Here is a 12,680-nt window from a genome sequence, read left to right on the forward strand (position 1 = left end):
AAACCGCCGGTTCGCCTTGTTCGCACCGGGGCGCCGGCCACGGGCCGGCAGGACAATGGCGCCGGACGGTTCGGCGAACGGTCAGGGGGCGGATGGTGGAGGGCCTACAGGACTTCGGTCAGGAACTGCGCCGACGCCGCCAGGCGGCGGGGATGTCACTGGCCCGGCTCGGCACTCTGGTGCACTACAGCAAGGCGCAGCTGAGCAAGGTGGAGCGCGGGCTCAAGCGGCCCACGCCCGAACTGGCCCGGCTGTGCGACGTCCGGCTGGCGGCGGACGGCGCGCTGGCGGGCCTGGTACCGGTGCGGCCGTGCCCGGCACCGCCGCCGGACGCCGGCGCCCAGGGCTGGTACCACCCCCTGGGCAGGCGGCAGCTGGTGTTCGCGGGCGCCGCCTCGGCGCTCGGCGTGGGCATCGCCGCCCCCGCGGCGGCCTCCGAACTCGGTGAGCCGGCGGTACTGGAGATCGCCCGGTCGCTGTTCGACCAGTTCAGAAAGCTCGGCCAGGTCGTCGGGCCGGCCCTGGTGCTGCCGGCGCTGACCGCCCAGACGCACTCGCTGCGGGATCTCGCGCTGCAGGCGGGCCACCGGGGCGGGCCCGGCCTGCTGTCGCTGACCTCGCGGTTCGCCGAGTACGCCGGGTGGATGGCCCAGGAGGCGGGCGACGAGCCGGGCGCGTTGAGGTGGACGGGCCGGGCCGTGGAGCTGGCCGCCGCCGCGGGCGACCGGGACTTCGCCGCCTATGGCCTGGTCCGCCAGGCCCTGGTCACCTTCTACCGCGATGACTCGGCCCGGACCATCGCCCTGTCGCACCGGGCCCGGGCCGGCACCCGGCACCCGCGCATCGCCGGACTCGCCGCCCAGCAGGAGGCCCAGGGGCATGCCCTGGCGGGCGACTACGACGCCTGTATGCGCTCGCTGGAGGAGGCCCGGGAGCTGCTGGCCCGGCCCGATGACCGCCCCGACGAGCCGGTGATCGGGACAAGCCACCTTCCGGATCCGGTGCAGGCCGCCACCGGCTGGTGCCTGCACGATCTGGGGTGCCCGCGGCAAGCGGCGGCCCTGCTCGACCAGGTCACGGCCCGCATACCGGAACACGCCCTGCGCATGCGCGCCCGCTTCGGCGTACGCCGCGCGCTCGCCCATGCGGCCGCGGGCGAGGTCGAGCAGGCGTGCGTGGTGACCCGCGAACTGCTGCAGCCGCTCGCCCTGGTCCGCTCCGCGACCATCGGCACCGATCTCCGGCGCCTGGCCCACGCCCTGTCCCGCCATGACGCGGTACCGGCGGTGCGGGAACTGTCCCCGGAACTGAATGTCTGCCTGCGCCTCGCCGGTCGCTAGGCGCGGGCCATGCGCGGGCCGGGCAATACACCGGGGCCCGGAGACCGTCAGCGGTCTCCGGGCCCCGGTGACAGAGGCTCGGCGCGGGTTACAGACCCACGGCCTTGCGCAGCGCCTCCACCCGGTCGGTGCGCTCCCAGGTGAAGTCGGGCAGCTCACGGCCGAAGTGGCCATAGGCGGCGGTCTGCGAGTAGATCGGGCGGAGCAGGTCGAGGTCGCGGATGATCGCGGCCGGGCGGAGGTCGAAGACCTCGGCGATGGCGTTCTCGATCTTCTCGGTCTCCACCGTGTTGGTGCCGAAGGTCTCCACAAACAGACCGACCGGCTCGGCCTTGCCGATGGCGTAGGCGACCTGGACCTCACAGCGCGCGGCCAGACCGGCGGCGACCACGTTCTTGGCCACCCAGCGCATGGCGTAGGCGGCGCTGCGGTCCACCTTGGACGGGTCCTTGCCGGAGAAGGCGCCGCCACCGTGGCGGGCCATGCCGCCATAGGTGTCGATGATGATCTTGCGGCCGGTGAGGCCGGCGTCGCCCATCGGGCCGCCGATCTCAAAGCGGCCGGTGGGGTTGACCAGCAGGCGGTAGCCCTCGGTGTCCAGCTTGATGCCGTCCTCGATCAGCTCCTTGAGGACGTGCTCCACCACGAACTCACGGACGTCGGGGGCCAGCAGGGACTCCAGGTCGATGTCCGAGGCGTGCTGGGAGGAGACCACCACGGTGTCCAGACGGACGGCCTTGTTGCCGTCGTACTCGATGGTGACCTGGGTCTTGCCGTCGGGGCGCAGGTAGGGGATGGTCCCGTTCTTGCGCACCTCGGTCAGCCGACGGGAGAGGCGGTGCGCCAGGTTGATCGGGAGCGGCATCAGCTCGGGCGTCTCGTCGCAGGCGTAGCCGAACATCAGGCCCTGGTCGCCGGCGCCCTGCTTGTCGAGCTCGTCCTCATCGCCCTCGACCCGGGCCTCGTAGGCGGCGTCCACGCCCTGGGCGATGTCCGGGGACTGGGAGCCGATGGAGACCGAGACGCCGCAGGACGCGCCGTCGAAGCCCTTCTTGGAGGAGTCGTAGCCGATCTCCAGGATCTTCTCGCGCACCAGCTGCGCGATCGGCGCGTACGCCTTGGTCGTCACCTCGCCGGCCACATGCACCAGGCCGGTGGTGATCATCGTCTCAACGGCGACCCGGGATGTGGGGTCCTCCCGCAGGAGGGCGTCGAGAATGGTGTCGCTGATCTGGTCAGCGATCTTGTCGGGGTGGCCCTCGGTCACAGATTCCGAGGTGAACAGGCGGCGGGACACATCGCTCCCTGGGGTTGCAGCGGCTGCTGGCTGATCATTTGACGGAGCCTGCCAAGAGCTGCGCTCGGCGCGGATCCGGTGTCAGTTTATCCGTCCTTGGTGCGCTCCGGGCATCGGGTTGGCCATCACCGGTTACGTGACCTGCGACACTGGCCTCTTGAGTCACACTGGACAGGGACTCAAGCGGTCATCAGGCCAGACGGCGGGCGACCAGGTCCCATACCACATCGGCCAGGGCCTCCTTGGGGCCATGCGGAACCGGCGTCTCCGCGCCGTCGGCGGCCAGCACCACGGCCTCGTTCTCGGTGGAGCCAAAGGTCTTGTGCTCCCCCACCTCATTGACCACCAGCAGGTCACAGCCCTTGCGGGCCAGCTTGGCGCGGCCGTTGGCGAGCACATCGTCGGTCTCCGCGGCGAAGCCGACCACCACCTGGCCCGGGCGGGCGCGGTCGGCGGACAGCTCGGCGAGGATGTCCGGATTACGCACCAGCTCCACCGGCGCGGGCTCTTGGCCCTCCTGCTTCTTGATCTTGCCAGTGGCGTAGTGGACGGGCCGGAAGTCGGCCACCGCGGCGGCCATCACCACGGCGTCCGCGTCCGCCGCCGCCTTGAGCACCGCCTCCCGCAGCTGGACCGCCGTGCCCACATGCACCACATCGGCCCCGGCCGGATCCGCCAGCTCGCTGTTGGCCGCGACCAGGGTGACCCGGGCGCCGCGGGCCACCGCCGTGCGGGCCAGGGCGTAGCCCTGCCGTCCGGAGGAGCGGTTGCCCAGGTAGCGCACCGGGTCCAGCGGCTCCCGGGTGCCGCCCGCGCTGATCACCAGATGGCGGCCGGCCAGGTCCGCGGGGAGCGGGCCACGGGCCAGCACCCGGCGGCAGACCTCGAAGATCTCCTCCGGATCGGGCAGCCGGCCCTTGCCGGTGTCCACCCCGGTCAGCCGGCCGACGGCGGGCTCGATGACCACGGCGCCGCGCCGGCGCAGGGTGGCGACGTTCTCCTGGGTGGCCTGGTTCTCCCACATCTCGGTGTGCATGGCGGGCGCGAAGACCACCGGGCAGCGGGCGGTGAGCAGGGTGTTGGTCAGCAGGTCGTCGGCCAGGCCATGGGCGGCCTTGGCCAGCATGTCGGCGGTGGCGGGCGCCACCACCACCAGGTCGGCCTGCTGGCCGATGCGCACATGCGGCACCTCGTGCACGGTCTCCCACACCTCGGTGGCGGCCCGGTGGCCGGAGAGCGCGGACCAGGTGGCCTCGCCGACGAAGTGCAGCGCGGAGGCGGTGGGTACCACCCGTACGTCATGCCCCGACTCGGTGAGACGGCGCAGCAGCTCGCACGCCTTGTAGGCGGCGATCCCGCCGCTGACCCCCAGGACGACCTTGGGCTTGTCCATCGCTCGCTTCTCCCCGCGCTGCCGAAGTGTCTATGTACCCATGACACACCAAGGGTCCGACAGCAGCGCTGCCGGACCCTTCGGTGGAACTCTTCGCCTTACTGAGCCGGGGCCTCGACGGCCTCGGAGGTCAGCAGGCCCGCGTTGATCTCGCGGAGCGCGATGGAGAGCGGCTTCTCGTGGACGTGGGTGTCCACCAGCGGGCCGACGTACTCCAGCAGACCCTCGCCCAGCTGCGAGTAGTACGCGTTGATCTGGCGCGCGCGCTTGGCGGCGTAGATCACCAGGCTGTACTTCGAGTCGGTCGCCTCGAGCAGCTCATCAATCGGCGGGTTGATGATGCCCTCGGGCGCGGTGATGGAAGAGGACACTCTCTGCCTTCCGACGGGGGATGTTGCGATCCAGTTGATCCGGCTGATGTGGAAATCTTCAGGAAATTCCCAGTTCAACGCAGCAAGGCTAGCAGCTCACGGGCGACGTCCTCGACGGAGGTGTTGACCAGCGTCACATCGAACTCGGACTCGGCCGCCAGCTCCACCTTGGCGGTGGCCAGCCGGCGCTCGATCACCTCGGGCGATTCGGTGCCCCGGCCGGTGAGCCGGCGGACCAGCTCCTCCCAGCTGGGCGGGGCCAGGAAGACCAGCTGGGCGTCCGGCATGGTCTCCCGCACCTGGCGGGCGCCCTGCAGGTCGATCTCCAGCAGCACCGGCTCGCCGGCCTCCAGGCGGTCCAGCACCGCCTGGCGCGGCGTGCCATAGCGGTTGCCCGCGAACTCGGCCCACTCCAGCAGCTCGCCATTGGCGATCAGTTTGTCGAACTCCTCGTCGTTGACGAAGAAGTACTGCACGCCCTCCTGCTCACCGGGGCGCGGCTTGCGGGTGGTGCAGGAGACCGACAGCCACACCTCGGGGTGGGCCTTGCGCATATGGGCGACGACCGTGCTCTTGCCGACCCCGGATGGGCCGGAGAGCACGGTCAGCCGCGGACGTCTGGCCGGGGGTACGGGGGACGTCCCCCGGGAGACAGCATTACTCATGCAGTGATTATCCCGGTTCCCGGGAGTGCCTGGAAACTCAGGCGGCGCTGCTGCCGAACTCCCGCTCCAGGGAGGCGATCTGGTTGGAGCCGAGCCCCCGCACCCGGCGGCTCTCGGAGATTCCGAGCCGTTCCATGATCTGCTTGGCACGGACCTTGCCCACGCCCGGCAGGCTCTCCAGGAGAGCGCTGACCTTCATCTTGCCGATGACGTCGTTCTTCTGGCCTTGCTGGATGACCTCGTGCAGCGAGGCGCCGGAGTGCTTGAGCCGATTCTTGACCTCGGCGCGCTCCCGGCGAGCCGCGGCGGCCTTTTCGAGCGCGGCTGCGCGCTGTTCAGGGGTAAGGGGCGGAAGAGCCACGCCTACGTCACCTCGGATGTCGAACTGTCGGATACGGACCGGTGAGGAACCTAGTCGGCCCACACCTGGGGAGCAACGAGCAACGCGCTTGCACGTTCGCTCTTGTCGGAGACTAGCGGCCGATCCCGCTCCAGTCAGCGAGAACAGACGAAAAGTCCTGGTCAGCCTTGCTCGACCAGGACTTTTCCGGACATACCAACCGTCAATTTTTTGACTGGAGCGCGGATTCCACCGCCGAGCGCACCTCATCGGTGAACCGGGCCGCGCTCTCGCGCAGCGCGCCGAGGTCCGGACCGTGCCGCAGCACACCCCGGCTGACGTTCGGGACCACATCGCCGGCCGCCGCGCCGAACACCTTCGGCAGGTCGGCCGCGGTGGCGCCCTGAGCGCCGATGCCGGGGGCCAGCAGCGGACCGTTGATCGCCAGGTCGGCGGCGGGCGCGCTGCCCAGGGTGGCGCCGACCACCGCGCCGAAGGAGCCCATCGGGGCCGCCCCGGCGTTCTCCGCCCGCAGGTGGGCCAGCATGGTGGCGGCCACGCTCGTCCCGTCCGCGCGCAGGGCGTGCTGCACCTCGGGGCCCTCCGGATTGGAGGTGAGGGCCAGCACGAAGACGCCGGTGCCGCTCGCCCGGGCCAGGTCCAGGGCCGGGCGCAGCGAGCCGTAGCCCAGGTACGGGCTGACCGTCACCGCGTCCGAGAACAGCGGGGAGGCGGGGTCGAGGTAGGTGGCGGCATAGGCGGCCATGGTGGAGCCGATGTCGCCGCGCTTGGCGTCCATCAGCACCAGGGCGCCGGCGGCCCGGGCCTCGGCCACGGTCCGCTCCAGCACGGCGATGCCGCGCGAGCCGAAGCGCTCGAAGAAGGCGGACTGCGGCTTGAGCACGGCCACCCGGTCGGCCAGCGCCTCGACCACGGTGCGGCTGAAGCGCTCCAGGCCGGCGATGTCATCGGTCAGGCCCCAGTCGGCGAGCAGCGAGGCATGCGGGTCGATGCCCACGCACAGCGGGCCGCGCTCGTCCATGGCACGGCGCAGCCGGGCGCCGAAGGGTACGGGCTCGGTCATGCGGTCACCTTCCGGTGGTCGGCGCCGACGGCCTCGGCGAGGGTGGCGTACGGGCTGGCGGCCAGCTGCCGGGCCAGGCCGCGGTGGATGGCCCGGCACCAGAACGGGCCCTGGTAGATGAAGGCGCTGTAGCCCTGGACCAGGGTGGCACCGGCCAGGATCCGCTCCCAGACGTCCTCGGCGCTCTCCACGCCGCCGACGCCGATCAGGGTGATCCGGTCGCCGACGCGGGCGTACAGGCGGCGCAGCACCTCCAGGGAGCGGGCCTTGAGCGGGGCGCCGGACAGGCCGCCCGCGCCGATGGCCTCGACGGTGTCGCGGGGGGTGGCCAGGCCCAGTCCGTCCCGGGCGATGGTGGTGTTGGTGGCGATGATGCCGTCCAGGCCCAGTTCCACGGCGAGGTCGGCGACCGCGTCCACGTCCTCGTCGGCGAGGTCGGGCGCGATCTTGACCAGCAGCGGGACCCGGCGGTCGGTGACGGTGCGGTCGGCGGCCTCGCGGACCGCGGTGAGCAGCGGGCGCAGCTGCTCGGTGGCCTGGAGGTTGCGCAGGCCGGGGGTGTTGGGCGAGGAGACATTGACCACCAGGTAGTCGGCGTGGGCCGCCAGACGTTCGGTGGAGGTGACGTAGTCGGCGACCGCCTCGGCCTCGGGCACCACCTTGGTCTTGCCGATGTTGACGCCCACGGTGGTACGGAACACCGGGTTCCGGTTGGCCAGCCGCTGGGCCACGGCGGCCGAGCCGTCGTTGTTGAAGCCCATCCGGTTGATCAGGGCGCGGTCGGCGACCAGGCGGAACAGCCGCTGCTTGGGGTTGCCCGGCTGCGGCTGGGCGGTGACGGTGCCGATCTCGACATGGTCGAAGCCCAGCATGGCCATGCCGTCGATGGCGGCGGCGTTCTTGTCGAAGCCGGCGGCCAGGCCGAACGGACCGTGCATCCGCAGCCCCAGGGCCTCGGTGCGCAGCTCCTGGTGGCGGGGGGCCAGGACGGCGGCCGCGAAGGTGCGTAGGACGGGGATCCGGGCAAGGCCGCGGATCCAGGCGAAGGCCAGGTGGTGGGCCTGCTCCGGATCCATCCGCTTGAAGATCAGGTTGAAGAAGAGTCGGTACATTCCATCCCTTTTCGGGCGGTGAGGGCTCGCGAAGAGGGGGACACCGCGCGGGTGTCCCCCTGCTGTCGCCTTATGCCTCGCGGGCGGCGGTCAGGTGTCCGGCGTGCTCCTGCAGGGAACGGACGCCGACGTCGCCCCGGGTGAGGGCCTCGATGCCCTGGACCGCGGCGGCCAGCGCCTGGACCGTGGTCAGGCAGGGCACCGCCCGGGCGACCGCGGCGGTGCGGATCTCATAGCCGTCGAGCCGGCCGCCGGTGCCGTAGGGGGTGTTGACGATCAGGTCGACCTGGCCGTCGTGGATCAGCTGGACGATGGTCTTCTCGCCGTTGGGCCCCTCGCCCTCGCTCTGCTTGCGCACCACGGTGGCGTTGATGCCGTTGCGCTTGAGGACCTCGGCGGTGCCGGAGGTGGCCATCAGCTCGAAGCCATGGGCCACCAGCTCCCGGGCCGGGAAGATCATCGAGCGCTTGTCGCGGTTGGCCACCGAGACAAAGGCCCGGCCCTTGGTCGGCAGCGCCCCGTAGGCGCCCGCCTGGGACTTGGCGTAGGCGGTGCCGAAGACACTGTCGATGCCCATGACCTCGCCGGTGGAGCGCATCTCCGGGCCCAGCACGGTGTCCACGCCGCGGCCGTGGATGTCGCGGAAGCGCGACCACGGCATCACGGCCTCCTTGACCGAGATCGGCGCGTCCATCGGCAGCGTGCCGCCGTCGCCCGACCGGGGCAGCATCCCCTCGGCCCGCAGCTCGGCGATGGTGGCGCCCAGCGAGATCCGGGCGGCGGCCTTGGCCAGCGGTACCGCGGTGGCCTTGGAGGTGAAGGGGACGGTACGGGAGGCACGCGGGTTGGCCTCCAGCACATAGAGGATGTCCCCGGCCATGGCGAACTGGATGTTGATCAGGCCCCGGACGCCGACACCCTTGGCGATGGCCTCGGTCGAGGCGCGCAGCCGCTTGATGTCGAAGCCGCCGAGGGTGATCGGGGGCAGCGCGCAGGCCGAGTCGCCGGAGTGGATGCCGGCCTCCTCGATGTGCTCCATCACGCCGCCGAGGTAGAGCTCCCGACCGTCGTAGAGCGCGTCCACGTCGATCTCGATGGCGTCGTCCAGGAAGCGGTCGATCAGCACCGGGTGCTCGGAGATCAGGCCCGCGTGCCGCTCCAGGTAGCCGGCCAGCGAGGGCTCGTCGTAGACGATCTCCATGCCGCGGCCGCCCAGGACGTAGGAGGGGCGGACCATCACCGGGTAGCCGATCTCGGTGGCGATGGTCTTGGCCTCCTCGAAGGAGAAGGCGGTGCCGTACTTGGGCGCGGGCAGGCCGGCCTCGGTGAGCACCCGGCCGAAGGCGCCGCGCTCCTCGGCCAGGTCGATGGCCTCGGGCGAGGTGCCCACGATGGGCACGCCGTTGTCCTTGAGCGCCTGCGCCAGGCCGAGCGGGGTCTGGCCGCCGAGCTGGACCACCACGCCGGCCACCGGGCCGGCCTGCTGCTCGGCGTGCACGATCTCCAGGACGTCCTCCAGGGTGAGCGGCTCGAAGTAAAGCCGGTCGGAGGTGTCGTAGTCGGTGGAGACGGTCTCCGGGTTGCAGTTGACCATCACGGTCTCATAGCCCGCGTCGCTGAGCGCGAAGGAGGCGTGGACGCAGGAGTAGTCGAACTCGATGCCCTGGCCGATGCGGTTGGGGCCGGAACCCAGGATGATCACCGCGGGCTTCTCGCGCGGGGCGACCTCGGACTCCTCGTCGTAGGAGGAGTAGAAGTACGGGGTCTTCGCGGCGAACTCGGCGGCACAGGTGTCCACCGTCTTGTAGACCGGCCGGACGCCCAGTGCGTGCCGCACCTCGCGGACCACGTCCTCGCGCAGGCCGCGGACGGCGGCGATCTGGGCGTCGGAGAAGCCGTGCCGCTTGGCCTCGGCCAGCAGGGCGGGCTCCAGCTCGGCGGCGGTGCGCAGGTCCTCGGCGATCTCGTGGATCAGGAACAGCTGGTCCACGAACCAGGGGTCGATGCGGGTGGCCTCGAAGACCTCCTCCTGCGTCGCCCCGGCGCGGATGGCGGCCATCACGGTGTTGATCCGGCCATCGGTCGGCTGCTTGGCCTTGGCCAGCAGTTCCGCCTTGTCCCCGGGTGCGGAGACGAAGTCGAACTGGGAGCCCTTCTTCTCCAGCGAGCGCAGGGCCTTCTGCAGCGCCTCGGTGAAGTTACGGCCGATGGCCATGGCCTCGCCCACCGACTTCATGGTGGTGGTGAGGGTGGGGTCGGCGGAGGGGAACTTCTCGAAGGCGAAACGGGGCGCCTTCACCACGACATAGTCGAGGGTCGGCTCGAACGACGCCGGCGTCTTCTCGGTGATGTCGTTGGGGATCTCATCGAGGGTGTAGCCGACCGCAAGACGGGCAGCGATCTTCGCGATCGGGAAGCCGGTGGCCTTGGAGGCCAGCGCCGAGGAGCGCGAGACGCGCGGGTTCATCTCGATGACGATGACCCGGCCGTCGTCGGGGTTGACGGCGAACTGGATGTTGCAGCCACCGGTGTCGACGCCGACCTCGCGGATGATCGCGATGCCGATGTCACGCAGCACCTGGTACTCGCGGTCGGTGAGCGTCATCGCCGGGGCGACGGTGATGGAGTCGCCGGTGTGCACGCCCATCGGGTCGAAGTTCTCGATGGAGCAGACGACCACCACGTTGTCGTGCTTGTCGCGCATCAGCTCCAGCTCGTACTCCTTCCAGCCGAGGATGGACTCCTCCAGGAGCACCTCAGTGGTCGGGGAGAGCGTCAGGCCCTGGCCAGCGATGCGGCGCAGCTCCTCCTCGTCGTGCGCGAAGCCGGAGCCGGCGCCGCCCATGGTGAAGGAGGGGCGGACGACGACGGGGTAGCCGCCGAGCGTCTCCACGCCCGCGATGACCTCGTCCATGGTGTGGCAGATGACCGAGCGGGCGGACTCGCCATGACCGGTCCTGGCGTTCACGGCCTCGACGACGCCCTTGAACAGGTCGCGGTCCTCGCCCTTGTGGATCGCCTCCACATTGGCGCCGATGAGTTCGACGCCGTACTTCTCCAGAACGCCGTTCTCATGCATGGAGATCGCGGTGTTGAGCGCGGTCTGGCCGCCGAGGGTGGGCAGCAGCGCGTCGGGGCGCTCCTTGGCGATGATCTTCTCGACGAACTCCGGGGTGATCGGCTCGACATAGGTGGCGTCGGCGATCTCCGGGTCGGTCATGATCGTGGCCGGGTTGGAGTTGACCAGGATGACCCGCAGGCCCTCGGCCTTCAGCACGCGGCAGGCCTGGGTGCCGGAGTAGTCGAACTCGGCGGCCTGACCGATGACGATCGGGCCGGAGCCGATGACCAGAACGGACTGGATGTCGGTGCGCTTAGGCACGCTGGCCCTCCATCAGGGAGACGAAGCGGTCGAACAGGTATGCGGCGTCGTGCGGACCTGCGGCTGCCTCGGGGTGGTACTGGACGCTGAAGGCCGGCTGGTCGAGCAGCTGGAGACCCTCGACCACGTTGTCGTTCAGACAGACGTGGGAGACCTCGACACGGCCGTAAGGGGTGTCGGTCGCCTTGTCGAGCGGGGCGTCGACGGCGAAGCCATGGTTGTGCGCGGTGACCTCGACCTTGCCGGTCGTACGGTCCTGCACGGGCTGGTTGATGCCCCGGTGGCCGTACTTCAGCTTGTAGGTGCCGAAGCCCAGCGCGCGGCCGAGGATCTGGTTGCCGAAGCAAATGCCGAACAGCGGAGTTCCGCGCTCCAGCACGCCGCGCATCACCGAGACCGGATGGTCGGCGGTGGCCGGGTCGCCGGGGCCGTTGGAGAAGAACACGCCGTCCGGGGCGACCGCGTAGACATCGTCGATGGTGGCGGTGGCGGGCAGCACATGCACCTCGATGCCGCGCTCGGCCATCCGGTGCGGGGTCATGCCCTTGATGCCCAGGTCGATGGCGGCCACGGTGAACCGCTTCTCGCCGATGGCCGGGACGACATACGTCTCCTTGGTGGCCACCTCGGCGGACAGGTCGGCACCGGTCATCTCCGGTGCCCGGCGCACCTCGGCCAGCATGGTGCCCTCGTCGGGCAGCGCGTTGCCGGAGAAGATGCCCACCCGCATGGCACCCCGCTCGCGCAGGTGGCGGGTGAGCGCCCGGGTGTCGATGCCGCAGATGCCAACCACGCCCTGGGCGCGCAGCTCCTCGTCCAGGGAGCGGCGGGAGCGCCAGTTGGAGGGGATCCGGGCGGGGTCGCGGACCACATAGCCGGCCACCCAGATCCGGGCGGACTCGGGGTCCTCGTCGTTGACACCGGTGTTGCCGACGTGCGGGGCGGTCATGACGACCACCTGGCGGTGGTAGGAGGGGTCGGTGAGGGTCTCCTGGTAGCCGGTCATGCCGGTGGAGAAGACGGCCTCGCCGAAGGTCGACCCCACGGCCCCGTAGGCACGGCCGTGGAAACTGCGGCCGTCCTCCAGGACGAGTACTGCGGGGACCTTTTCGGTCCCCCTGGTGGAGGTCGTCATCGTGCGCCTTCCGTGGTGCGGTTGTGGTGCTTGTTCACTGCTTCGACCCAGGCCGGGTGCTCGGCCGCCCGGTCGGAGCGGAAACCGGAGTCGATGGTCCGTTCGCCGTGCTGCCAGGTGAGCACCAGCAGGCCGCCCTCGGTGAGGACCTTGCCGGCGATGCCCTTCTCCAGCCGGGCCCCGCGCAGGGCACCGGCCGGGATGAGGAAGTCCTGGGCTCCGGGACGGACGACGGTCACGCCCTGCTCCGTCAGGGTGAGCTCGGCTCGGCTGCGGGTGCCCAGGCCCTGGGCGACGATGCGGTCCAGCCACTGCCCGGCGGTGGTGGAGCCGTGGTAGCGGCCGGCCATCTCCAGCAGGGGCTCGCCCGGCTCCCCGGGAACGGCGGGCAGCTCGGGCAGGTCGCCCTGGAGGGTGCCGCGCCACTTCCAGCCCTCGCGCATCAGCCAGTACAGCAGCGCGACGAAGAGCAGCAGTCCGACCACCCAGCCGATGCGCGCGGCCCAGTCGGTGACGGCCTGCGACTTCTGCTCGCCCGCCAGGTTGATCAAAGTTGTCACG

At 70.7% G+C, this 12,680-nt stretch carries 11 protein-coding genes; 1 reads left to right on the plus strand and 10 read right to left on the minus strand.

Annotated elements, in window-relative coordinates; genetic code table 11:
- Window positions 1-92: 92 nt before the first annotated feature.
- Window positions 93-1,340, plus strand: a complete 1,248-nt coding sequence (locus tag ACIHFE_RS21840; RefSeq protein ID WP_400108862.1) for a helix-turn-helix domain-containing protein — start codon at window positions 93-95, stop codon at window positions 1,338-1,340.
- 88 nt (window positions 1,341-1,428) lie between these two features.
- Here the strand turns inward: ACIHFE_RS21840 and metK are convergent, their stop codons facing one another.
- The 10 genes from metK to ACIHFE_RS21890 all read right to left on the minus strand — a co-directional run bounded on the left by metK (window position 1,429) and on the right by ACIHFE_RS21890 (window position 12,679).
- Window positions 1,429-2,637, minus strand: a complete 1,209-nt coding sequence (gene metK, locus ACIHFE_RS21845; RefSeq protein ID WP_400108863.1) for a methionine adenosyltransferase — start codon at window positions 2,635-2,637, stop codon at window positions 1,429-1,431.
- A 190-nt stretch (window positions 2,638-2,827) separates the two neighbouring features.
- Window positions 2,828-4,030 carry a bifunctional phosphopantothenoylcysteine decarboxylase/phosphopantothenate--cysteine ligase CoaBC gene (gene coaBC, locus ACIHFE_RS21850; protein WP_400108864.1) on the minus strand — a complete coding sequence of 401 codons (1,203 nt, stop codon included), beginning with the start codon at window positions 4,028-4,030 and terminating at the stop codon, window positions 2,828-2,830.
- Between the two features lie 98 nt (window positions 4,031-4,128).
- Window positions 4,129-4,401 carry a DNA-directed RNA polymerase subunit omega gene (gene rpoZ, locus ACIHFE_RS21855; protein ID WP_030360466.1) on the minus strand — a complete coding sequence of 91 codons (273 nt, stop codon included), beginning with the start codon at window positions 4,399-4,401 and terminating at the stop codon, window positions 4,129-4,131.
- Between the two features lie 74 nt (window positions 4,402-4,475).
- Window positions 4,476-5,066 carry a guanylate kinase gene (gene gmk / locus ACIHFE_RS21860; RefSeq protein WP_400108865.1) on the minus strand — a complete coding sequence of 197 codons (591 nt, stop codon included), beginning with the start codon at window positions 5,064-5,066 and terminating at the stop codon, window positions 4,476-4,478.
- 37 nt (window positions 5,067-5,103) lie between these two features.
- A complete protein-coding gene (locus tag ACIHFE_RS21865) occupies window positions 5,104-5,427 on the minus strand; it encodes an integration host factor (protein WP_400108866.1) in 324 nt (107 codons plus the stop codon).
- A gap of 202 nt (window positions 5,428-5,629) precedes the next feature.
- On the minus strand, window positions 5,630-6,490 hold the full coding sequence (pyrF, locus tag ACIHFE_RS21870; RefSeq protein ID WP_400108867.1) for an orotidine-5'-phosphate decarboxylase: 861 nt from the start codon (window positions 6,488-6,490) through the stop codon (window positions 5,630-5,632).
- On the minus strand, window positions 6,487-7,602 hold the full coding sequence (locus ACIHFE_RS21875) for a quinone-dependent dihydroorotate dehydrogenase (protein ID WP_400108868.1): 1,116 nt from the start codon (window positions 7,600-7,602) through the stop codon (window positions 6,487-6,489). The genes pyrF and ACIHFE_RS21875 overlap by 4 nt, the downstream gene beginning before the upstream one ends.
- Before the next feature lie 70 nt (window positions 7,603-7,672).
- Window positions 7,673-10,984: a carbamoyl-phosphate synthase large subunit gene (carB, locus tag ACIHFE_RS21880; protein WP_400108869.1), complete on the minus strand. Its 3,312-nt coding sequence runs from the start codon at window positions 10,982-10,984 to the stop codon at window positions 7,673-7,675.
- Window positions 10,977-12,119, minus strand: a complete 1,143-nt coding sequence (gene carA / locus ACIHFE_RS21885; RefSeq protein WP_400108870.1) for a glutamine-hydrolyzing carbamoyl-phosphate synthase small subunit — start codon at window positions 12,117-12,119, stop codon at window positions 10,977-10,979. The genes carB and carA overlap by 8 nt, the downstream gene beginning before the upstream one ends.
- Window positions 12,116-12,679, minus strand: coding sequence for a hypothetical protein (locus ACIHFE_RS21890; RefSeq protein ID WP_400108871.1), 564 nt, complete (start codon window positions 12,677-12,679; stop codon window positions 12,116-12,118). Before ACIHFE_RS21890 ends, carA begins: the two co-directional genes overlap by 4 nt.
- Between the last annotated feature and the right edge of the window lies 1 nt (window position 12,680).

The sequence above is a fragment of the Streptomyces sp. NPDC052396 genome (assembly GCF_044593195.1).
Lineage (GTDB): Bacteria > Actinomycetota > Actinomycetes > Streptomycetales > Streptomycetaceae > Streptomyces.